The following is a 21,689-nucleotide window of genomic DNA, read 5'->3' as shown; positions in this document are numbered from 1 at the left end:
ACCCTGAGCGCGAAACGGCGCGTCCCCGGCGGTCAGTGGGCCGGGCGGACGACGTAGCCGTTCTTGAGCTCCGCCCAGCGCCGCGCCTGCACGGTGGTGAGCGTTCCGCGGAGTTCGGCGAGTTTGAGGAGCTGGGCCTCGGCCTCCTGGCCGAGCGCCTGCGCTTCGGCGCGGTAGTGGTCGGTGACCAGGGCCTGGAGTTCGGCGTCGTCCGTGACGGGGGCGATGCGCTGGGCGATCCGGTTCATGTCGCGGTAGGAGCCCTGGAGGCGGAAGGGGGGTTCGGTGCGGCCCCGGTCGCTCTGGGCGGCGGAGTCGATGTAGGCGCGGTTCACGGCGAGGACGGTCTCGCGGACGGTCAGCAGCCGGGACAGGACGGCGGTGATCCGCTCGGTCTCCTCGGGCGGCCGGTGCGCGGCCGGGGCCTGGACGCCGGGTCCTGCGGCGGCCAGGCGTAGCAGGAGGTCCAGTTCGGCGCGTTCGGCGGTGGCCAGGGGGGCGAGGTGGGGATTGGCGGTGAGGGCGTTCTCGATGAAGCTGAGGGCGAAGAGGTCGTGGCGTCCGGTGACGGCGTCGCCGAGGTTCCACACGTCGGCGCGGTTGGCGAGCATGTCGGGGACGCGGAAGCTGCGGCCGGACTCGGTGGAGGGGTTGGCGGCCATGACGACGGCGAAGCGCTTGCCGCGCAGGTCCCACTCGCGCGGCCGGCCGTCCCAGACGCCCTCGATGCGGCGCCGGGCGTCGCACAGCGGGATGAAGCGTTGGAGGAAGTCGGGTGAGGTGTGCTGGATGTCGTCGACGTACAGCAGGGTGTTGCTGCCCGCGTGCAGGGCGAAGTTGAGCTTCTCGATCTCGCGCCGGGAGGTCGCGTCGGGGGCCTGGGCGGGGTCGAGGGAGGTCGTCCGGTGGCCCAGGGCGGGGCCGCTGACGGTGACGAGGAGCATGCCGAGCCGTTCGGCCAGGTACTCGATCAGGGTGGTCTTGCCGTAGCCGGGCGGGGAGAGGAGCAGCAGCAGGCCGCTGCGGTCGGTGCGGGCGGTGCCGTCGGCGGTGCCGAGCTGGCGGGCGAGGTTGTCGCCGATCAGGGGCAGGTGGACCTCGTCGATGAGGCGGTTGCGCACGAAGCCGTTGAGGGGTGCGGGGCGGTGTTCCTCCAGGCGCAGCCGGGCGTGTTCGCGTGCCAGGAGTTCGCCGCGCAGCTTCTGGTAGGCGCGGAAGGAGGGGACCTGGGTGGCGTGGAAGTCGGCGGCGCGGGTGAGGAGTTCGTCGAGGCGGACGGTGAGGCGGCCGGAGTGCAGGCGGGGGTGGTCGCCGAGCAGTCCCTCGACGGTGGTCTCGGTGTCGGTGGGCAGGGTGCGGCGGGGCAGGTCGGGGGCGAGCAGGGTGGCGGTGGCCTCGGCGAGGCCGTCGGGGGTGGCGGGGTGGCCGGTGGCGGTGGTGAAGGCCCGCAGCCAGGCGTGGGCGAGTTGGTGGCGGGCGGGTAGCAGGGCGGGGTCGGCGGGCAGGGCGGCGAGGGCGTCGGCGAGGCCGTGGGCGTCGGGGTGGGTGTGGAACTTCTCCAGCAGGGCGGCGGTGGCGGGCCGGGCGGCGAAGCCGGGGGCGGGGCGGGTGAGTTCCTCGACCAGGTAGCGGCCGGCCCGGTCGGCCGGGCTCCCGCCCGCGCTGCCTCGCGTCAGCGGTGCTCGGGGTTCTCGAAGTCGAAGCGGCAGCCGGCGTCCCACTCGGAGCGCTGGTTGCCGTGCGCCGGGATGCCGCCCGCGTCCTTCAGCAGCCGCGCCAGGTGCAGCTGGTTCCAGGTCATGAAGGTGACGTTGCGGTTGGTGAAGTCGTTCTCCGGCCCACCCGAGCCCTCGTCCAGGTACGACGGCCCGGGCCCGGCCGGCCCGACCCAGCCCGCGTCCGCCTGCGGCGGGACGACGTACCCCAGGTGCTGGAGGCTGTACAGCACGTTCATCGCGCAGTGCTTGGCGCCGTCCTCGTTCCCGGTGACCAGACAGCCGCCGACCCGGCCGTAGTAGGCGTACTGGCCGTGCTCGTTGAGGACGGAGGAGCAGGAGTACAGCCGCTCGATCACCCGCTTCATCACGGAGGAGTTGTCACCGAGCCAGACCGGTCCGGCCAGGGTGAGGATGTCGGCGCTCATGATCTGCGAGTAGATGACGGGCCACTCGTCGGTGTCCCAGCCGTGTTCGGTCATGTCGGGCCAGACGCCGGTGGCGATGTCGAGGTCGACGGCGCGCAGCACCTCGACCGTCACGCCCTGGCGTTCCATGATCCCGGTGCTGAGGTCGATCAGCCCCTGGGTGTGGCTGCGCTCGGGGGAGCGCTTGAGCGTGCAGTTGATCACCAGGGCGCGGAGGTCGCGGTAGGAGGTGCCGGTGTCGGTCATCGTGGCGTTCCCTTGCGGCGGAGCGGACGGGGGCGGTCGGGCGGCGGAACGCGCCCGGCTCCCGACTATCCCGCCCCGGCGGGCGGAACGGCCGGACGCCGCACCAGCGGCGGCCGACTCGGCCGCCGCTCACCCGCCCGGCCCCGCCACCGTCCCGCCCGGCCCCGCCACCGTCCGTCCCGCCCGGCCCCGCCACCGTCCGGCCCGGTCCGGCCGTCGCCGTCCGGGTTTCCCCGCGTTCCGCTGCGGATCACCCGGGCTCCTGCCATGATGCGCAATGGCTGACAACGGACCGGGAAGTAGGGCGAGTTGACCGATATTCAGATACGGCTGTCCGGTGCCGACCCGATCGGCGAGACGGCCGCCCTGTGGGAGTGGCTGCGCGGCGAGCCACAGCTCCGGGGGCTGGTCAGGGCGGTCCCGGCGCCGCCCGCGGAGGGCGAACTCGGCGGCGCCGTCGACCTCCTGCAGGTGGCCGCCGGAGCGTCCGGCGTGGCGGGGGTGCTGGCCCGGTCGCTGACGGTGTGGCTGCGGACCCGCCGCTCGCACCTGCGGGTCACCGTGACGCGCGCGGACGGGGGCGGGACGACCACGGTGGAGGTGAGCAACCTCGACCCCGGACAGGTGGAGGGGGTCCTGCGCCGAACGCTGGACGGGAGCGGGGACGGGAGCGGGGACGAGAACAAGGACGGGGACGAGCACAGGGCCGGGGGCGGGGGCGGGGGCGGGGAGCGTGCCTAGCCCGGCCGGTCTGCCCGCCGGCCTGACCTCGCGGGCGATCCTGATCGGGACGACCTCCTACCGGGACCCCGCGTTCTCCCCGCTGCCCGCAGTGGCCAACAGCCTCGACCGGATGCGGGAGATCCTGCTCGACCCGGAGCTCTGCGGCTGGTCCGAGGACGAGGTGACGGTCTTCCAGGACCCGGAGAACATCAGCGCGCTGGCCCCGGAGCTGCGCCGGCTGATCGAGACCACCGACGGGGTGCTGCTGCTGTACTACGCGGGGCACGGCCTGCTCCAGCCGAACGCGCAGCTGTGCCTGACCTTCACCGACACCAACCCGACGGACCCCGACGTCAGCAGCCTGACGTACGAGAAGGTCCGGGACAACCTGCTCGGCTGCCCCGCCCGGGTCCGGATCGTCATCCTCGACTGCTGCCACGCCGGCCGCGCCACCAGGACGCTGGCCGGTCCGGGCGGCGGGGCGCTGAGCGAGGCCCACCTCGACATCGAGGGCACGTACATCCTGGCGGCGGCCGAGGGCCCGGCGGACGTCGTGCCGCTGGCCGAGCAGGGCACCACCCCGACCTCCTTCACCCGGCACCTGACCGAACTGGTCGAGGAGGGCGTCCTCGGCGGCCCCGAACTGCTCAGCCTCGGCGCCCTGCTGCCGCACCTGAAGATCAGGCTCGCCGGACGCAAGCTGCCCATGCCGACCCAGTCGAACACCAACTCCTCGGCCCACCTCCCGTTCACCAGGAACGCCGCCTGGGCGGAAGCCACCCGGGCCCTCGGCGAGTACCGCTCGACCATGGCGGACCTGCTCGCCCGCGGCGAGCGCCACGGCCTCGGCCCCGACCGGCTGGCCGACGCCCTCGCGCTCTCCCCCGACTCGGCCCGGGCCTACCTCGGCGGCCGCTGGATCGTCCCCGAGGACGTGCTGCGGGACTACTTCGCCGTCCTGGACGCCCACGGCTGCGGTCCGTACGCCTACACCAGGCACCGGCTGCCCGAACTCCGCGCGATCGCCGAGGCCGCCGCCGCGAACGACCCGGACGAGGTCCCCGCGCTGCTGGAGCGCAACCGGGCCCAGGCCCGCGAGATCAGGGAACTGCGCGGTGCGCTGTCCCGCGAGCGCGCCGACTCCGCCGGGGCCGAGGCCGCCCGGGCGGCGGCGGACCTCGTCCGGACGGCGACCGCGGACGCGGCGGCCCGGGAGCAGCAGCGGGCCGACGAGGAGCTGAACCGGCTGCGGGAGCAGGTCGACCGCCAGCGCCGGCAGCTCGACCACGCCTCCCGGTACACCCGGGCGCTGGAGTCGGAACTGACCGGCGTCCGGCTGGAGGCGGACCAGATCGCCCGCGAACTGCGGGTGCTGCGTCGGCAGTTGCACGCGATGACGGAGGGGCCGGACGCACCGCCGCCCGCCGAGCCCGCCGGACCGGCCGGGCCCGCACCGGACGCGGACCCGGCCCGAACTCCGGCTTCGGCTCCGGCCTCGACCCCGGTGCAGGTGCCGGTGCCGGTCGGCGCCGCTGCGACCGGGCCGGCCGAGGCCGCCGCGCCGACCGCCCCGCCGCGCCCGGCCCGGCAGACCTCCGCGCAGGCGTCCCCGCCGGTTCCCCCGCCGACCGCCCCGCGGGCGTCCCGGCCCGCCCGGACCGTTCCGCGCTGGCTGCGGCGCCCCTGGCCCCGGCGCCGCCGCAGCGCCTGGCCCTCCTCCTACGGGAGGCGGTCGGGCTGGAGCGGGCCGACCCGGGTGGTGATCGTCCTCTGCGGCCTGGCGGTCGTGCTGACCGGAGCCGTCTGGGCCCTCGGCCTGCGGGGCGACGCGATCGGCGACCTGTCCGCCGCGCCGTGCGCCGCCTCGGCCCCGGCCGAGGCGGTCCGGACGGCCGACTGCATCGCGACGGAGACCGGCCGGGTCGTGGACAAGGATTACAGCCCCGCCGCCTCCGACGACGACAGCGACTCCTGGGAGGTGACGGTCTCCCGGGGGACGGCCCGGAACAGCTACCAGGTCGACGGCGGGTTCTACGACGCGGTCCGGATCGGTGACACCGTGGACGTCAAGACCTGGAAGGGCGAGGTGGTCCGGCTCGAACACGCCAGCCGCTCGTACCGGGTCAGGTCGCCCTTCACCCTGGACCGCGCCCTGGCCCTGCTGCTGGTCACCTCGGGGATCGTGCTCACGCTGGCGGTGCTGAAGCGGTCCGGGGCGTGGGAGACGCTGTTCGTCCTGGTCTGGTTCTCGTTCTGGACGGGCACCCCGCTCCTGCTCCTGCTCGGCAGCACCTCGCCGTGGGCCCTGCTCTACCTGCTGTGGGCCGCCTCCGGCCTCTTCGGCCTGTTCTTCCTCTAGCGGCCGGTCGCCCCCCGGCCGGGGGGCGACCGGCCGGGAGGCTCCGCCGGGGCGGGGCGGCGGGGTAGGTTCGGGGGTGTTGGCATGTCGTCTCGAAGAAGGCAGGTTCAGGTCATGGCGGATGCGCTGTTCGAACTCCCGATCCGGACGCTGGCGGGCGAGCCGTCCTCGCTGGGCGAGCACCGCGGCAAGGTCCTGCTGCTGGTGAACGTGGCCTCGAAGTGCGGGCTGACGCCGCAGTACACGGGGTTGGAGCGCCTGCAGAAGACGTACGGGGAGCGCGGGTTCACGGTGCTCGGGTTCCCGTGCAACCAGTTCATGGGGCAGGAGCCGGGGTCGGCGGAGGAGATCCAGGAGTTCTGCTCGACCACGTACGGGGTGTCCTTCCCGCTGTTCGAGAAGATCGACGTGAACGGGGCGGAGCGGCACCCGGTGTACGAGCGGCTGACCGAGGTCGCGGACGCGACCGGCGAGGCCGGGGACGTGCAGTGGAACTTCGAGAAGTTCCTGGTGTCGGCGGACGGCGAGGTGGTCGGGCGGTTCCGGCCGCGGACCGAGCCGGAGTCGGCGGAGCTGGTGGCCGCGATCGAGGCGCAGCTGGCGGGCTGAGCCGGGAGCGCGGCGGCCCGGGGCCCGGACGTCCGAACTGTACAGGTAACCTGCGCAGTGGAACTGGACAGTCCGGGCCCCGGGCCGTCCGCACGCCCCGACGAAAGGCCCGCCGTGCCCGTCACCGCGCTCGACCCGAACACCGCCCTGGTCGTCATCGACCTCCAGCAGGGCATCCTGGCCGCCCCCACCGCCCCGCACCCCGCCGGCGAGGTGCTGGCCCGCAGCATCGAGCTGGCCGAGGCGTTCCGCGCCGCCAAGCTGCCGGTGGTGCTGGTGCGGGTGTCCTTCGCCGGGGACGGCGGGGACGTGCCGCCCGGCCGCACCGAGCAGAACCGGGGCGGTTCCGGCCCGGCCCGGCCCGAGGGCTGGGACCGGATCTCGGCGGAGCTGGCGGCCCCGTCCGACCTGGTCGTCACCAAGCACAACTGGGGCGCCTTCCACGGCACCGACCTGGACGTGCAGCTGCGCCGCCGGGGCGTGACGCAGATCGTGCTGACCGGCGTGGCCACCAGCATCGGGGTGGAGTCCACCGCCCGGGCCGCGCACGAGCACGGCTACCACGTGACGCTGGCGGTCGACGCGATGACCGACCTGGACGCGGAGGCGCACCGCAACAGCGTGCAGCGGATCTTCCCGCGGCTGGGCGAGACCGGCACCACCGAGGAGGTCCTCGCCCTGCTGGCGGCGACCCGCTGAACCGACCGGGGCGCAGCACGGAGCCCGGCCCGCCGCGCGCGGGCCGGGCTCCGGCGTTCGGCGGGGTCGGGCCCCGCCGGGGTCAGGCTTCGCCGGGGCGCCAGGCGGGCCACTCCCAGGGGCGGTCGTCCCAGTGGACCCGGACGGGGTCGTGCGGGTCGAGGTCGGGGAAGTGGCGGTGCAGTTCGGGCTCGAACTCCTCGGGGGCCAGCGGTTCCCAGCCCGCGTCCCGGAAGTGGACCAGGCGGTAGCGGCTGTCGGTGCGGAACTCGGCGACCCGGACCAGGGGCTCTTCGGTGGTGCTGTTGCTCGTCATGCGGCCAGCATCGGCCGGGCTCCGGCGGCGCGCACGCCCGTGGCGCGCCGTACGGCGTGTCCCGGGTCCGCACGAGTGGGTCGGGCGGTTCGGTACGGGCCCCGGGCCGGTGGGGGCGTACCCGGTGAGTCCGGGCGGTCCGTGGGGCGGCAGGCCGGTCGCACCGCAACGATTGATCCTTCATCCGCAAGAATCTGACATCAGGTAGAAATTTCCGCGCAACTCTCTTGTGGTCGTGCCGCGTGCGCCCCTACTGTCGGCTCACCTCCACCACGCCTTTCAGAGAGCCGGTCCCCGATGACTGCTGCCCCCGCGTCCCCCTCCCGTTCCGTCCTCCCCCGCTCGGCCCGCGCCGGGGCGGTCGTGGTCGCCTCCGTGCTGGGGCTGGGGGTGGCGCTGTGCGCCCCGGCCGCGCACGCCGCGTCCTCCTCCGGCGGCGCCGCCGTGGTGACCCGGGCCGGGATCGACCCGGCGCTGACCGCGGGCCGCGGCGCCCGGGTGGACTTCCAGGAGCAGGAGGCCGAGAACGCCGCCACCACCGGCAGCGTGATCGCCGCCGACCGCACCGCGTACACCCTGGCCGCGGAAGCCTCCGGCCGCAGCGCGGTGAAGCTGACCCCCGGCCAGTACGTGGAGTTCACCCTGCCCGCGGCCGCCAACGCGATCACCGTCCGCTACAGCCTGCCGGACGCGGCGAACGGCGGCGGGATCACCGCCCCGCTGGACGTCACGGTGAACGGCAAGGACCGCCGCCAGCTCTCGGCCACCAGCCAGTACTCCTGGCTGTACAACCAGTACCCGTTCAGCAACGACCCGCAGGCCGGGCTGCTGCACCCGGACTGGTGGATCACCGAGTGCGGCTGCGTGCCCGCCGCGACCACCCCCGCGCCGACCGTCTCCACCCCGTTCCGCCCCGGCCACGTGTACGACGAGCAGCGGCTGCTGCTGGGCCGCACCTACAAGGCGGGCGACAAGGTCCGGATCGCGCTGCCCGCCGGGTCGAAGGCGCCGTGGGCCGCGATCGACCTGCTGGACTCGCAGCTGGTCGCCGCCCCGCACGTCGAGCTGAAGGCCGTCAACGTGCTGGCGACCGGCGCCGACCCGACCGGCCGGCGCGACTCGGCGGACGCCATCGACCGCGCGGTCAAGCTCGCCAGGACGCTGCACCTGCCGGTCTACCTGCCGCCGGGCGTCTTCCAGGTCAACCGGCACCTCGTGGTCGACGACGTGACCGTGATCGGCGCGGGCAGCTGGTACACCGTGCTCAAGGGCACCCAGCAGACCCTCGCCGCCCCCGCGCCGGACGGCAGCGTGCACACCGGCGTCGGCGTCTACGGCAAGGACGCGGCGCAGGGCGGCAGCCACGACGTCCACCTGTCCGGCTTCGCCATCGAGGGCGACGTCCGGGAGCGGATCGACACCGACCAGGTCAACGGCGTCGGCGGCGCGTTCAGCGACTCCAGCATCGAGGGCCTGTACATCCACCACACCAAGGTCGGCATCTGGCTGGACGGCCCGATGAAGAACCTGAAGGTCACCGGCAACCAGATCGCCGACCAGATCGCCGACGGCATCAACTTCCACACCGGCGTGGCCGACTCGGTGATCCGGGACAACTTCCTGCGCAACACCGGCGACGACGGCATCGCGCTCTGGTCGGAGAAGACCGCGGACGCCCGCACCATCATCGACCACAACACCGTGCAGTCGCCGACCCTGGCCAACGCCATCGCGGTGTACGGCGGCACCGACACCACCGTCTCGAACAACCTGGTCGCCGACCCGGTCCGCGAGGGCTCCGGCCTGCACGCCGGCTCCCGGTTCGGCGCCGAGCCGTTCGCCGGGTACCTGCACTTCACCGACAACACCACCGTGCGGGCCGGCACCTACGAGCTGAACTGGAACATCGGCCTCGGCGCGATCTGGTTCGAGGTGCTGGACCGGGACATCGACGCCGCCGTCGAGGTCACCGGCGACCACTACCTGGACTCCACCTACAACGCGATCATGGCGGTCGCCGAATGGGGCGTGAAGGACCAGTACAAGCTGTCCAACCTGGCGTTCAAGGACGTCAAGATCGACGGCACCGGCACCTCGGTGCTCAGCGCCCGCGTCGCCGGCTCGGCCAGCTTCGAGAACGTGACCGCCCGCAACGTCGGCGCCGTCGGCATCAACAACTGCGGCACCTTCCACTTCACCCCGGCCGGCTCCGAGTTCTCGGTCACCGACCGGGGCGGCAACTCCGGCGGCGGCACCACCGGCGACTGGCTGGCCTCCTGGGAGCTGCCCAACACCCTCACCTGCGACGACCGCCCGCCGGTGGTCGCCCCGCCGGCCCCGTCGAAGTGGTGACGGACGCTCAACTCCCGTCCCGATCAAGCCGCTTGGCCAGCTTGACGAAGCGCAGATCGGGGCGGAGCGGCACGCCGAAACGCTCGTCCCCGTAGGGGAAGGGCTCGAAGTCGCCGGTACGGGCGAATCCCCGCCGCTCGTACCAGGCGATCAGGTCGGCGCGCTGCTCGATGACCGTCATCTCCATCGCGGTCGCACCCCAGGCGGCCCGGGCCCACTCCTCGGCCCGGGCCAGCACCTGCCGGCCCAGGCCGCCGCCCTGGATCAGCGGGGAGACCGAGAACATGCCGAAGTACGCCGCGCTGCCGCGCCGCTCGACGTGGCAGCAGGCCGCGAGGGCGCCGTCCCGCTCGACCAGCAGCACCACCGAGTCGGGGCGCTCCAGCAGCTCGGCCACCGCGGCCGCGTCGGTGCGCTGCCCCTCCAGCAGGTGCGCCTCGGTGGTCCAGCCCGCCCGGCTGGACTCGCCCCGGTAGGCCGACTCCACCAGCGCCACCAGGGCTGGCACGTCCCGGACCTCGGCGGCCCGGAAGACCGGAGCGGGAACCCCTTCGGCGGTCGGGGCGGACGTCGGCTCGGCGGCGGTCATCGGGACTCTCCTCGGGGCGGGTGCGAACGGGCCCCGCGGCGGGGCGCCGGAACCGCCATGGTGCCACAGCGCCCGCCGCCGCCGGGACCGCGCGCGCACCGCACGGGACCGCGCGCCCACCCACGGGACCCGCGCGTCCCCCACCGACCGGCGCGGTCGGCCCCGGGCCGGGGGCCGACCGCGCCGCTTCCCGTTCCGGGACGGCGCGTTCCCCGTCGCCCACCCCGCCGGTCAGGTCGGGTCAGGCCGGGTCGGCTGGGACCACCCGCAGCTCGGGGACGGCCGTCCCGGTCGCGGCGGCCAGGCGTTCGGCGGCGGCGGTCAGGGCGGCGGCGGGCGGGGGCTGCTCGAACGGGGTGACGGTGAGGGCGGGGCCGTCCTGCTCCCAGGTGCCGGTGATCCGGCCGTCGACCAGCAGCAGCGGGGAGATCCAGCCCGCGGTGCGGCTGACCTTGGCGCGGTGGGCGGCGGGGAGGATCTCGGTGGCCTTGGTGCCGGGGCCCAGCACGTACTGGTCGAAGGCCCCGAGCAGGTGGACGGAGGCGGTGGGGGCGGTGGCGGCCAGCTCGTCGAGGTGCTCGGTGAGCGCGTAGGCGGGTGCGCCGTCGACGGTGACCTCGGTGAGCCGGTCGCCGAGGGCGGCGGCGAAGCCCTTGAGGACGGTCCTGCGCAGGCTGTTGCGGGACAGCCAGGCGTCGAAGCGGTCCAGGCCGGCCGGGCCGTACGCGCCGAGGTAGGCGGTGAGCAGGCGCGGCCCGGCCTGCTCGACCGGGGGGAGGCCGGGCCAGTCGGGGCTGTGGCTCGCCGGGTGGGTGAAGGCGGCCCGGCCGCCGGGGGCGGGCGCGTGGCAGAGCACGCCCTGCCAGGCCAGCGGTTTCAACAGGACGCCCCAGCCCGAGGCCAGCTGCTCGGCGAGCGGGGCGAACCGGGGGTCGGCGGCGAGCGCCGCCGTCAGCTCCTCCCGGCTCAGCACCGCGCCGTGGAGCAACTCGCCGACGACTTCCACGAGTCGGGCGACCTGGGCGGGGGTGGCGCCGAACTGCCTGGTCCAGGCGGGCTTCTCCCAGGTCCGGGCGGAGCCGATCAGGGCCAGCGCGTCGGCGGCGGTGCCCGGGTCGAGCAGGTGCAGGGTGCCGCGCTGGGCCCAGGTGCGCAGCAGGCGGCCCGCCGCGAGGTCCGCGCGCAGCTCCCCGGGCCCGGCCGGTCCGGTGCGCAGGGCGACGGCCAGCTCGGCGGCGGCCGGGACCTGGGCCTGCACCCCGGCGAGCCGCCGGACGACGGCGACCGGACCGTCCGCCGCCCGCCCCGCGCCCAGGTGCTGCCGGCGCAGCCGCCACTCCAGCACCTGCGCCGTCGTCAGTTCGGTATCGCCCAAGACCCGCTCCCCTCCGTGCGATCGCCCGTACGGTCGCGAGGCTAGCGGCCGGCACCGACGACGGGCCTCCGGACGGGCCGTCAGGCGGGCTTCGCGCCGGACGTCGAACCGGGCTTCGCGTCGGGCTTCGAGCTGGGCTTGGCGTCGGGCTTCGCGTCGGCGGGCGGCGGTGGCGGGACCGGCTGTTCGGCCGGGCCGGGGTAGGGCAGGACCTGGCGGAGCAGTCCGCGCGGGTGGCCGCGGCGGCGCCACTCGCGGGGGTAGCCGAGCGAGACCTCCTCGAAGCGGACGCCGTCGTACCAGGTGGTGCGGGGGATGTGCAGGTGGCCGTAGACCACGGCGGCGACGTTGAAGCGGCGGTGCCAGTCGGCGGTGAGTTCGGTGCCGCACCACTGGGCGAAGTCGGGGTAGCGCAGGACGTCGGTGGGGCGGCGGTCGAGCGGCCAGTGGCTCGCCAGGACCAGCGGCAGTCCGGGATCGTGCGCGGCGAGCGCCCGCTCGGTGGCGGCGACGCGCTCGCGGCACCAGTCGTCGACGGCGGGGTGCGGGGCGGGGTCGATCCGGTACTCGTCGGTGCAGACCACGCCGTTCTCGTGGGCGCGGGCGAGCGACTGCTGCTTGTCGGTGACGCCGGGCACCCGCCAGCTGTAGTCGTAGAGGGTGAACACGGGGGCGACGGCGTACGGGCCGTCGGGGCCGTACCAGACGGGGTACGGGTCCTCGGGGGTGGCGACGCCGAGGGCGCGGCAGCGTTCGACCAGCAGGCGGTAGCGCGCGGGGGCGGCGAGTTCGGACTGCTCGTCGGCGGTGCTCCACAGTTCGTGGTTGCCGGGGGTCCAGAGGACCTTGGCGAAGCGGCCGGTGAGGAAGCGCAGGGTGGCTTCGACGTCCCGGACGCGCTCGGCGACGTCGCCCGCGACGATCAGCCAGTCGTCGGGGCCGGTCGGGCGGAGGGCGTCCAGCGTGGAGCGGTTCTCGGTGATGCCGACGTGCAGGTCGCTCACCGCGAGCAGGCGTCCGTCCGGCACCGCTCCCCCATCGTTCGTCTCGGTCCGGTCGTCCCGGCAGCGGGACGCGCGTGGACACGCTACCTCCGGCGCGGCCGGGTGCGCCAGCACGCGTCCCTCCTGTCACTCCGTCAACATCCGGCGGAACGACGGGTGTTCATTTGTCACACCTATGGCTGTTCGCTCTACATACATTCATTCGATATGTGGTTTCAACACTCTGTTGACTGACGGGGCCATGACTATATCTTCTCCGCATGCGGCCGACCGGGCCGCTGCCACCGGATCGAGGAGTCGTCATGCCCGTCTCCGGCACCATCCGCACCCTCCGCCGCGCCGCCACCGCGGCCGCCACCGCGGCCCTGCTGCTCGGCACCGCCGCCGTCGCCACCACCCCCGCCCAGGCCGCCCAGCCGGGCGTCCCGGCCGGCTTCCACCCCGAGCAGGACCACGCCGGCTCGACCGTCGCCGCCCGCGAGGGCCGCGGCGCCGCCGACCCAACCGACACCGCGAGCACCTTCGCAGCTCTGGCCGCCACCACCCAGACCAAGGGGATGGACGTCTCCAGCTACCAGGGCAACGTCGCCTGGAGCACCGCCTACGCCAACGGCGCCCGGTTCGCCTACGTCAAGGCCACCGAGGGCACCACCTACACCAACGCGTACTTCGCCCAGCAGTACAACGGCTCCTACAACGTCGGAATGATCCGCGGCGCCTACCACTTCGCGCTGCCGAACGTCTCCAGCGGCGCCACCCAGGCCGCGTACTTCGTCGCCCACGGCGGCGGCTGGTCCAAGGACGGCAAGACCCTGCCGCCCGCCCTGGACATCGAGTACAACCCGTACGGCGCGACCTGCTACGGCCTGAGCCAGGCCGGGATGGTCAGCTGGATCCGCGACTTCTCCAACACCGTGCACACCAAGACCGGCCGGTACCCGGTGATCTACACCACCACCAACTGGTGGAGCACCTGCACCGGCAACAACGGCTCCTTCGCCACCACCAACCCGCTCTGGATAGCCCGCTACTCCACCGCCGTCGGCACCCTGCCGGCCGGCTGGTCCTACCAGACCATCTGGCAGTACGCCGACTCCGGCACGCTGCCCGGCGACCAGGACTACTTCAACGGCGCGCTCGACCGCGTCCAGGCGCTCGCCAACGGCTGACGCCACCCGCGCGCGGGGAGCCCGCCGCACCGTGACCCGCCCACGGCCGGAACACGCCCCGCACCGGCCGCGGGCGGGCCCGGCGACGACCGGGCCCCGGCGGCGGGCGGGCCCGGCGGCGGCTGGCCGAAAGCGCTCCCCGGACCGTGCCCGGTGCTTGTGCGAACCGCTCCGCCCGCGCGAGCATCGGGCCGTGCCCGTAGATCCGCACCTCTTCGCCCTCTTCCTGGCCACCACCTTCGTCGCGATGATCAGCCCGGGTCCCGACATGCTGTTCGTCCTCGGCTGCGGGATCCGCGGCGGCCCGCGCGCCGGGCTGCTCGCCACCGCCGGGGTCGCGAGCAGCGAGATCGTGCACATCACGCTCGCGGCCGCGGGCCTGTCCGCGTTCTTCGCCGCCGCGCCGACCGCGTTCACCGCGCTGCGCCTGGCGGGTGCCGGCTACCTCGTGCACCTCGGCGTGCAGGCCATCCGCCACCGCGGCGAGGGGCTGACCGCCACCGACCCGGGCACGGGCGCGCTCTCCGGCCGGAGCGCGTTCTTCCGCGGGCTGCTGACCAACCTGGTGAACCCGAAGATGGTCACCTTCACGATCGCCTTCCTCCCGCAGTTCGTCGACCCCGGACTCGGCCGCGTCTGGCTGCAGTTCGTGCTCCTCGGCGCGGTCTTCGTCGGACTGGAGTTCCTGGTGGACGGCACCGTGGGCGTCCTCGCCGGCCGGATCGGCAACTGGCTCGCCCGCCGCCGGGCCGCCCGCCGCCGACTCGACGTGGCGACCGGCGGCGTGTTCATCGGACTGGGCGTGCGGCTCGCCGTCGAACGCTGAACGCGGACCCGGACGCGGACGCGGCGGTGCCGCGGGCCCGGCGGTGCCGCGGGGGTGCTCAACTCCGTTGCAGCACCAGGAGGTCCATCCAGCTGACGGCCGGCTCGGTCGGGTGTTCGGCGGCTGCGCGGTGCAGTCGGTCGAGTCCGGCCTGCCAGGCGTCCTCGCTCAGCGCCCGCAGTTTGCTGTCCGCGTCGCGGCGCAGGCCCGCGGCGTACGCGGCCAGTGTCGGCGCGGAGCGCTGCGGCAGGGCGCGCAGGGCGACCCGGGTGAACCCGGCCGCGGTGAACGCCGCCGTGACCCGCCGCACGCTCGGGTAGTCGTCGATCCCGGCGGCGGTCTCGGGGAAGTACCGCACCCGCAGGTCGCGTTCGCACCGGCCGGGGAAGGCGTTGCGGATCAGCACCGGCCCGCCGGGACGCAGCGCCCGGTGCAACTCCCGTGCGGCGGCGTCGAGATCGGTCAGGTGGTGGACGACGGAACCGAGCCAGGCGGCGTCGGCCGCGGCGTCCGCGACGGGCAGCCGTTCGGCCCGCCCGTCGAGCACCGTGACGCCCTCCCCGGCCGGGATCAACTCCCGCATGGCCGCCGCCGGTTCGACGGCCAGCACGTGCGCGCCGTACCAGTCGCGGAACGCGGTGGCGAAGGCCCCGGTGCCGGCGCCGACGTCGAGCACGGTGGCGCCGGGGCCCGGCGGGAGGTGCTCGGCGATCGCCTCCCGCCAGGCGTCCAGGCCCTCGCGGGGCACTTCCCGGGCGGCCCGGTAGTCGGCGGCGGTGCGGGCGTCGTAGACGGTGTCGGCCACGGGTGGTGCTCACTTCCGGTACGGGAGGGGCGGGAGGCGGGGGCGGGTCCCGGCCGGGCGCGGGTCCCGGCCGGGCGCGGACTCCGGTCAGGCGGTGGGCAGTTCGAGCGCCCAGGTGTCGACGGCGAACTGGAGTTCCATGCCGTGCCCGAGGTAGAGCGCCATCGCGCCGGTGGCGTTGCCGGTGTCGACGCCCAGCGCGGCGGTCGGCAGGCCCCGGGCGGCGGCGTCGGCGAAGAAGTGCCGCAGCAGGTAACCGCCGATGCCGCGGCCGCGGGCCGCGGGCAGCACGCCGAGGTTGTAGGCCCAGGCGGTGGCGGGCGGGCGCAGGCCGGTGCGCAGCACCGCGACGTCCCCGTGGCCGTCGAGGGCGGCGATCCACACCCGGGACCAGTCGACGTCCTCGGCGCCGATGTCCCGCAGCCACTGCGGGTAGTCGCGGGCCCTGAAGTCGTAGTGCGCGGCGAAGGTCTGCTGGACCAGCCGGTGCGCGGCCCGCCGGTCGGCCTCCCGGGCGCAGTCGCGCAGCCGGACTCCGGCCGGGGGCGCGGGCGGCGGGTCGGTGCGCGGGGAGACCTCGCGGCGCAGGGCGTGGTGGCGGCGGACGTGCTGCCAGCCGCGGGCGCGCAGCGCGTCGGTGTCGGTGGTGGGTTCGGTGTTGAGCAGCAGGTGCAGCACGGCGCGCTCGGCGCCGTTGCGGCGGGCGAGGGCGACGGCGCGCGCCTCCATCAGGTCGAACAGGTGGAGCCCGCCCGCGAGTTGGTCGGGCAGCAGGTACTGGTCGAGGTCGATCCGCTCGGCGCCGGAGCGGTCACGGACCAGCCCGTAGCCGACCAACTGCCCGTCGGTGTCGTGCAGGAGCCAGCTGTCGCGGGCCAAGTCCAGTTCGGGGTGCGCGAGTTCCCGTTCGACCTCGGCGAGGTCGGTGCCCGGCTGGCCGGTCTCGATCTCGTCGACCCGGTTGAGCAGCGCGCAGACCGCCGCCGCGTCCGCGCCCGTCGCGGGCCGCACCGTCATTCCGTCCGGCAGCGCCATCGCCGCTCCCCCTCCGTCGCCCGGCGCCGTCGCGCCTGCGGCCTTTCTACCGTCCGACCCCGGCCGCCCCAAGTGCTTTTCCGCCGCCGGGCGGCCGACCCGGCCCGCCGCCCCACCCCCGAGCAGATCGCCGCCCGCACCGACGGGGACGACCAGGAGTGGCCGAGCCCGGCGATGCTCGTACCGTCCGTGATCGGCCTGGCCCTCGTCCCGGCGCTCTCCCGCGCGGCCGCGACGGCCGTCCCCCGGCTGGCCGGCGGGGCCGCGGGCGCCCTGGTCACCGCCCAGTTCACGGGCCGGGCCGTCGGCACCTCGGTCCTGCACGGCACCGCCGACACCCCGCCCTGGTGGACGGTCGGCTGCCTGCTGCCGGCCGCCCTGCTCGCGGGCACGACGCTGCCCTCCCGACCGCTGCTCCCGCAGGACGCGGAGCCGGCGCCGCCCGTCGTACCGCACTGACCGGCCCGGCGACCCGACAGCCCGGCGACCCGACGGCCCGGCGGAAAACCCGTCGCGGCCGCGCCGGGAATGTTCCAGAATGCCTGCGATGACCGAGCGAACCGATACGCCGCCCTCCTGGGACGAGCGCACCCAGCTGACCACCTTCCTCGACTACGCCCGGGCCACCGCGCGGGCCAAGTGCGAGGGCCTCTCCGCCGAGGACGCCCGCCGGGCGCCGCTGCCCGGCTCCCCGCTGATGACGGCCTGCGGGCTGATCAGCCACCTGCGCTGGGTCGAGCACTACTGGCTGGACGTGGTCCTCCTCGGCGGCCCGCTCGAAGGCCCGCTGGCAGACGCCACCGACGAGGACCCGGACCCGGAGATGCGCACCGCGGTCGACGTCCCGCTGCCGCGACTGCTCGACGAGTACGAGGAGCAGAGCGTCCGGCTCCGGGAGCTCGTCGCCGCGCACGACCTGGACACCCCGGCCGAGCAGTCGATCCGCGACGGCCTCCACCCCGACCTGCGGTGGATCCTGCTGCACCTGATCGAGGAGACCTCCCGGCACAACGGCCACCTCGACGTCCTGCGCGAACTCCTCGACGGCCGCACCGGCCGGTAGCACCCGGCGCACCCCCGGCGGCACGCCGTCCGCCGGGGGTGACTACGCTCCGGGCGTGATCACACCGTCCAACCCGCACCTCGCCCAGCTCCTCGACTGCTTCGACGGCCAGGCGCCCGACCCGATGGACTTGTTCATCGCGCTGTTCGACGGCGGGCTGTACGTCCCGGTCTCCGCACCCGGGGTGGTGATCACCGGCCGCGACCCGGAGGGCGGACGGGTGCTGCTCGGGTTCGCCGACCCCCGGCTCGCCCGGGGCCTCCCGGAAGCCGTCGGCGTCGCGTACCACGACGCGGCCCAGCTGATGGACCTGCTGGAGGGCAGCGGGGCGGTGTGGCTGGTGCTCCGTTCCCCGCAGGGCGAGTGGAAGCTGCCCCGGGCCGTCCTGGACGCCTGGGCGCGCGACTTCCCCGGCGACCGGCTGCAGCTCGACCCGCCGACCGGCCCGGACGCGGCGGCCCTGCACGAGGCGCTGGCCCGGCGGATGAGCGCCTTCCCGGCGGTCCGCACCGCCTGGCTGTCCCGAGCCTGCTGGCCGGACTCCCCCGACCCCCAACTCCTGCTGCACGTCGCCGTGGACGAGGACCCGCCCGGCCCGGCCGCCAACCACCTGCTGCGGACGCTGCTCCGCGAACCGGCCCTGCGCCACCTGGCCTACCCGGAGGTCGCCGTCGTCCCGCTGCACCCCGCCGCGCACGCGGACACCGTCACCGACCTGGACCGCCGCGGCCTGCCCGTGATCCACCGCGACACCCTCCCCGCCCCGGCACCCGCCACCCCGCAGCCGAAGCACCCCTGGTTCAAGCTTCCCTGACAGTTCGTCAATCATGTTGATAAATAGGCGAGTTGACCACACGGGGCGTCGAACTCGCCGCCCGACTGGCCCCGCTCGCCCACCGGCCCGTCGGATCGCCGAACGCGAACCCGAACTCGACGGCCACCGACACCTGTTGGCGGGATCGACGGGCTACCCGTGGACCTGGATCAGGGCGTGCCGGCCGCTGGTGCGCCAGGGGGTGCCGGTGGCGTCGAGGCGGGAGACGGTGTCGGGGGCGAGGCCGACGGCGACGTCCGACTTGAGGGTGCGCAGGGCCGCGACGGGGGTGGGGAAGTAGCCGGTGAGCGCGGCGAAGGGGGTGGTCGGCGGCCAGTGCCGGTCGCCCACCAGGCGGCGGTAGTTGAGGTCGCCCTTGAGCACGGTGAGGGTGGCTCCGGCGAGTTCGGCGCGCAGGTCGGCGGGCATCGCGTCGTACGGCAGCGGGGCGCAGAAGAACGGGTGGGTGCGGACCGTCAGCGTGCCCTCTCCCATCGCCCGCCACAGCCGTTCGCCGATCGCGGCGGCGGCCTTCCCGGGGGCGGTGCGCAGCCGGGTGAGGGCGGCGAGGGTGTCGGCGGTGGTGGCGTCGGAGAGGAAGTAGGGGTGCGGCTTGACGTACAGCACGGCCTGCCCGGCCAGGCCGGTGGTCAGCAGGTGGTCGATCAGGACCAGGTCGGGCAGCAGTTCGCGGCCGGCGTTGTCCGCGACGACGCCGACCCGGCCGCCCCGGCCGCGTTCCAGCACGGCCCACAGCCGGGCGCTGTCGTCGGCGACCAGGCCGGACTCCGCGCTGCCGTCCGGCGCGGTGAGCCGGAAGCTCAGGTCGGCGCGGTTGCCCCAGAGCGCGGCGGACAGCAGCGCGTCCCGCCCCGACTCGGCTTCCAGCGCGGCGAGTTCGGCGTCGACGGCCGGTCCGGCGAGTTCGGCGGCCTTGAACGGGGCGAACGGGTCGACGCCCTGCCAGGCGCCGGGCCGGAACCAGCCGGTGGCCTCCAGCAGCAGCCGGTAGAACCAGCTCTCCGCCCACAGGAACGGCGCCTCGTCCCAGCGCCGCCCCCACTGCCCCGCGCCCCAGGCCCGCCACCGCGCGCCGTCCGGGGTGTCCGCGTCCGGCGGCTCCAGCACTCCGCCGCCGGTGCTGCGGGCGAGCAGTTCCGTCAGCGCCGCGCGCTGCCGGGGGCCGTAGGGCAGCGCGTCCAGCACCTGTCCGATCAGCACGGGGTGGCGTTCCCGGAAGACGGCCCGGGGGAAGGAGCCGGGGACGTCGATGCGGATCTCGGGCGCGTCGGGGAGTTCGGGAAGGTCGGGGACGTCGGACGCGTCGGGCGCGGGGGTGTGCGGCACGGGTGTCGGCTCGGCTCTCTGCTCGGCGGGTCGGCCGGCGGTCAGCGGTCGGCGGCCAGCGGTCGGCGGCCAGCGGTCGGCGGTCGGCGGTTCGGTCTTCCTGCTCCGATGCTTTCACGGGGGGTGTCCCCCGGCCGGTGCGCGCCCGGCGGCACGTCACAATGACCGCATGCGAGTGATCTCCACGGTGGCCGGGGCCGCCCTGCTGCTGGCGACGGCGGCCAGCATCCTGCGGACCCTGGTGGTGCCGCGCGGGTTGTACTCGGCGCTGGTGATCCGGCTGTGGTCGGTGCTGCGCCGGGTGGTGCGGACGGTCGCGGCGCCGTTCGGCGGCTACCGGGCGATCGACCGGGCGCAGACCTGGCTGGCGCCGCTGATCCTGCTGGGGATGCTGGGCTGCTGGCTGCTGTCCACGCTGTGCGCGTACACGCTGCTGCTGCGCGGGACGTCCGACCTGGCGTGGCGGGTGGCGTTCCGGGAGGCCGGGTCGAGCCTGTTCACGCTGGGTTTCGCCAGCGGCGACCGGCTGCACCTGTCGGTGATCGACTTCCTGGCGGCGGCGAACGGCCCACTGATCATCGCGCTGCTGATCGCCTACCTGCCGACGCTGTACGGGGCGTACAACCGGCGGGAGCTGGAGGTGACGCTGCTGCAGTCGCGGGCGGGCGAGCCGGCCTGGGGCCCGGAGCTGCTGGCCCGGCAGGCGCTGGTGCGCACCGAGAGCGAGCTGCCGGAGCTGTACCGGGACTGGGAGCGGCTGGCGGCGGACCTCGGCGAGGGGCACTCCAACTACCCGGTGCTGATCTCGTTCCGCTCGCCGCGGCCGTACCGCAGCTGGGTGGTGGGCCTGATCGCGGTGATGGACGCCGCCGCGATGCAGCTGGCGCTGAACCCGCGCTCGGCGCCGCCGGAGGCCCGGCTGCTGCTGCGGGCCGGGTTCACGGCGCTGCGCGACATCGCGACGGCGCTGCGCGTCCCGTTCGAGCCGGACCCGGACCCGGACGGGCCGATCCGGCTGACGTACGCCGAGTTCGACGCGGCGGCGGCGCTGGTGACGGCGGCGGGCATGGGCCTGGAGCGGACGGTCGCGGAGGCGTGGCCGCACTTCCGGGGCTGGCGGGTCAACTACGAGTCGATCGCCTACGAGCTGGCCCGCCGGGCGGACGCCGTCCCGGCGCTGTGGACCGGCCCGCGCGACTTCCCGGCGACGCCGATCCCGCCGCGCCGCCCGGCCGACCGGCGGCCCGCCAACCTCTGAGCCGGCTACTTGCCGCCGCGCAGCAGCTGCTCCTCGGCGGCGGCCAGCACCTCGACCACCCGGCGGCCGAAGCGGACGTCGCAGGCGTGCGGGGTGCCGCTCCGCGCGGCGGCGAGCAGGGCGTCCACGGCGTGCCCGAAGGCGTCGGTGGCCTCGGTGTCGCGGTCGGGCAGCGCGGTGACGCCGGCCGTGCCGCGCAGTTCGACGGCGGCGCCGTTCGCGGAGGCGGCGGGCGGGGCGGTCAGGCTGAGCGTGACGGTGCTGGAGGCGTCGCCGCGGTGGCGCAGCACCAGGTGGGTGGTGTCGCCGGGGCCGGGGGCGGCGGTGAGCTGCTCGACGTCGCCGAGGACGGGCAGCAGCACGGACAGGGCGTGCGGGCCGACGTCCCACAGCGCGCCCTTCTGCTGGCGCCAGGGGGAGGCGGCGAACGGGCTGTCGGTGGTGAAGACCGAGCCGATCCAGTGGCAGTGGGCGGTGAACCAGCCGCCTGCGGCGGCCTGTTCGGTGATCCAGGCTTCCTGGGTGGGGCCGAAGCGGGTGGTGAAGAAGACCACCGAGGCGACGCCGGAGGCGGCCACCGCGTCCTCGACGGCGCGGGCGGCGTCGACGGTCGCGGCGACCGGCTTGTCCAGCAGCAGGTGCTTGCCAGCCTGGGCGGCCCGGGCCGCGTACTCGGCCTGGACGTCCGGCGGGAGGGCGATGGCGACCGCGTCCACGTCGGCGAGCAGGGCGTCCACCGTCGGGTAGGTGGGGACGCCGTGCACGGCGGCGAGTTCGGCGGCGGCCTCGGGGCGGCGCCCCCAGAGGCCGGCGAAGGTGACGTCGGGGTGGGCGGCCAGGGCGGGGGCGTGCACGAAGCCCGCCCAGGGGCCGGTGCCGAGGAGTCCGATGCGCATGCCGCCCAGTCTTCCACCTCGGCGCCGGCCGCCGGGAGCCCGGGGCCCCCGGCGCGGCCCG

20 protein-coding genes and 1 pseudogene are annotated in these 21,689 nt (G+C 75.1%); 11 read left to right on the top strand and 10 right to left on the bottom strand.

Annotated features, from left to right (window positions below; translation table 11 throughout):
* Positions 1-50 precede the first annotated feature (50 nt).
* Together ABD345_RS29225 and ABD345_RS29220 are read right to left on the bottom strand one after the other, a co-directional pair.
* Positions 51-1,664, bottom strand: a pseudogene (locus ABD345_RS29225) (AAA family ATPase); the annotation flags it as partial.
* 8 nt (positions 1,665-1,672) lie between these two features.
* The gene (locus tag ABD345_RS29220; protein ID WP_344556368.1) at positions 1,673-2,389 is read right to left on the bottom strand and encodes a flavodoxin family protein; all 717 of its coding nucleotides are present in this window, start codon (positions 2,387-2,389) and stop codon (positions 1,673-1,675) included.
* Positions 2,390-2,698: 309 nt separating this feature from the next.
* Here ABD345_RS29220 and ABD345_RS29215 point away from each other — a divergent pair, with 309 nt between their 5' ends.
* The 4 genes from ABD345_RS29215 (at position 2,699) to ABD345_RS29200 (ending at position 6,779) form a co-directional block, all read left to right on the top strand.
* The gene (locus ABD345_RS29215; RefSeq protein ID WP_344556364.1) at positions 2,699-3,130 is read left to right on the top strand and encodes an effector-associated constant component EACC1; all 432 of its coding nucleotides are present in this window, start codon (positions 2,699-2,701) and stop codon (positions 3,128-3,130) included.
* Positions 3,123-5,471, top strand: a complete 2,349-nt coding sequence (locus ABD345_RS29210; protein WP_344556362.1) for a caspase, EACC1-associated type — start codon at positions 3,123-3,125, stop codon at positions 5,469-5,471. Before ABD345_RS29215 ends, ABD345_RS29210 begins: the two co-directional genes overlap by 8 nt.
* 114 nt (positions 5,472-5,585) lie before the next feature.
* Positions 5,586-6,080: a glutathione peroxidase gene (locus tag ABD345_RS29205; RefSeq protein WP_344556360.1), complete on the top strand. Its 495-nt coding sequence runs from the start codon at positions 5,586-5,588 to the stop codon at positions 6,078-6,080.
* A gap of 114 nt (positions 6,081-6,194) precedes the next feature.
* Positions 6,195-6,779 carry an isochorismatase family protein gene (locus ABD345_RS29200; RefSeq protein ID WP_344556356.1) on the top strand — a complete coding sequence of 195 codons (585 nt, stop codon included), beginning with the start codon at positions 6,195-6,197 and terminating at the stop codon, positions 6,777-6,779.
* 82 nt (positions 6,780-6,861) lie between these two features.
* Here ABD345_RS29200 and ABD345_RS29195 read toward each other — a convergent pair whose 3' ends face one another.
* Entirely contained in the window at positions 6,862-7,095 is a 234-nt protein-coding gene (locus ABD345_RS29195; RefSeq protein WP_344556354.1) for a hypothetical protein, read from the bottom strand.
* A 297-nt stretch (positions 7,096-7,392) separates the two neighbouring features.
* On the opposite strand from ABD345_RS29195, the gene ABD345_RS29190 reads away from it, so the two are divergent.
* The gene (locus ABD345_RS29190) at positions 7,393-9,447 is read left to right on the top strand and encodes a glycosyl hydrolase family 28-related protein (RefSeq protein WP_344556352.1); all 2,055 of its coding nucleotides are present in this window, start codon (positions 7,393-7,395) and stop codon (positions 9,445-9,447) included.
* Between the two features lie 7 nt (positions 9,448-9,454).
* Here ABD345_RS29190 and ABD345_RS29185 read toward each other — a convergent pair whose 3' ends face one another.
* The 3 genes from ABD345_RS29185 to ABD345_RS29175 form a co-directional block, all read right to left on the bottom strand.
* Positions 9,455-10,036, bottom strand: coding sequence for a GNAT family N-acetyltransferase (locus ABD345_RS29185; protein WP_344556350.1), 582 nt, complete (start codon positions 10,034-10,036; stop codon positions 9,455-9,457).
* A 241-nt stretch (positions 10,037-10,277) separates the two neighbouring features.
* A complete protein-coding gene (locus ABD345_RS29180) occupies positions 10,278-11,411 on the bottom strand; it encodes a DNA glycosylase AlkZ-like family protein (RefSeq protein WP_344556348.1) in 1,134 nt (377 codons plus the stop codon).
* Between the two features lie 80 nt (positions 11,412-11,491).
* A complete protein-coding gene (locus ABD345_RS29175) occupies positions 11,492-12,439 on the bottom strand; it encodes a metallophosphoesterase family protein (protein ID WP_344556346.1) in 948 nt (315 codons plus the stop codon).
* A gap of 278 nt (positions 12,440-12,717) precedes the next feature.
* Here ABD345_RS29175 and ABD345_RS29170 point away from each other — a divergent pair, with 278 nt between their 5' ends.
* Positions 12,718-13,584: a lysozyme gene (locus tag ABD345_RS29170; protein WP_344556344.1), complete on the top strand. Its 867-nt coding sequence runs from the start codon at positions 12,718-12,720 to the stop codon at positions 13,582-13,584.
* A gap of 193 nt (positions 13,585-13,777) precedes the next feature.
* Complete coding sequence (locus ABD345_RS29165; protein ID WP_344556342.1) at positions 13,778-14,410, top strand: LysE family translocator; 633 nt, start codon at positions 13,778-13,780, stop codon at positions 14,408-14,410.
* 58 nt (positions 14,411-14,468) lie between these two features.
* Here the strand turns inward: ABD345_RS29165 and ABD345_RS29160 are convergent, their stop codons facing one another.
* A complete protein-coding gene (locus ABD345_RS29160; RefSeq protein ID WP_344556340.1) occupies positions 14,469-15,215 on the bottom strand; it encodes a class I SAM-dependent methyltransferase in 747 nt (248 codons plus the stop codon).
* 87 nt (positions 15,216-15,302) lie between these two features.
* Positions 15,303-16,250: a GNAT family N-acetyltransferase gene (locus ABD345_RS29155; protein ID WP_344556338.1), complete on the bottom strand. Its 948-nt coding sequence runs from the start codon at positions 16,248-16,250 to the stop codon at positions 15,303-15,305.
* 72 nt (positions 16,251-16,322) lie between these two features.
* Here ABD345_RS29155 and ABD345_RS29150 point away from each other — a divergent pair, with 72 nt between their 5' ends.
* The 3 genes from ABD345_RS29150 (at position 16,323) to ABD345_RS29140 (ending at position 18,127) form a co-directional block, all read left to right on the top strand.
* On the top strand, positions 16,323-16,709 hold the full coding sequence (locus ABD345_RS29150) for a hypothetical protein (protein WP_344556336.1): 387 nt from the start codon (positions 16,323-16,325) through the stop codon (positions 16,707-16,709).
* Between the two features lie 88 nt (positions 16,710-16,797).
* Positions 16,798-17,313: a DinB family protein gene (locus ABD345_RS29145; protein ID WP_344556334.1), complete on the top strand. Its 516-nt coding sequence runs from the start codon at positions 16,798-16,800 to the stop codon at positions 17,311-17,313.
* Between the two features lie 55 nt (positions 17,314-17,368).
* Positions 17,369-18,127 (top strand): hypothetical protein, encoded by a 759-nt coding sequence (locus ABD345_RS29140; RefSeq protein WP_344556332.1) that lies wholly within the window; start codon positions 17,369-17,371, stop codon positions 18,125-18,127.
* 153 nt (positions 18,128-18,280) lie between these two features.
* On the opposite strand, the gene ABD345_RS29135 is transcribed toward ABD345_RS29140, so the two are convergent.
* The gene (locus ABD345_RS29135) at positions 18,281-19,474 is read right to left on the bottom strand and encodes a damage-control phosphatase ARMT1 family protein (protein ID WP_344556330.1); all 1,194 of its coding nucleotides are present in this window, start codon (positions 19,472-19,474) and stop codon (positions 18,281-18,283) included.
* A gap of 169 nt (positions 19,475-19,643) precedes the next feature.
* Between ABD345_RS29135 and ABD345_RS29130 the strand changes: the two genes are divergently transcribed.
* Positions 19,644-20,732, top strand: coding sequence for a hypothetical protein (locus tag ABD345_RS29130; protein WP_344556328.1), 1,089 nt, complete (start codon positions 19,644-19,646; stop codon positions 20,730-20,732).
* Positions 20,733-20,737: 5 nt separating this feature from the next.
* Here ABD345_RS29130 and ABD345_RS29125 read toward each other — a convergent pair whose 3' ends face one another.
* A complete protein-coding gene (locus ABD345_RS29125; RefSeq protein ID WP_344556326.1) occupies positions 20,738-21,628 on the bottom strand; it encodes a Gfo/Idh/MocA family protein in 891 nt (296 codons plus the stop codon).
* Positions 21,629-21,689: the final 61 nt, after the last annotated feature.

It is taken from the genome of Kitasatospora saccharophila, from assembly GCF_039529925.1.
GTDB classification, from domain to species: domain Bacteria; phylum Actinomycetota; class Actinomycetes; order Streptomycetales; family Streptomycetaceae; genus Kitasatospora; species Kitasatospora saccharophila.
This window is presented reverse-complemented; position numbering and strand designations above follow the sequence as displayed.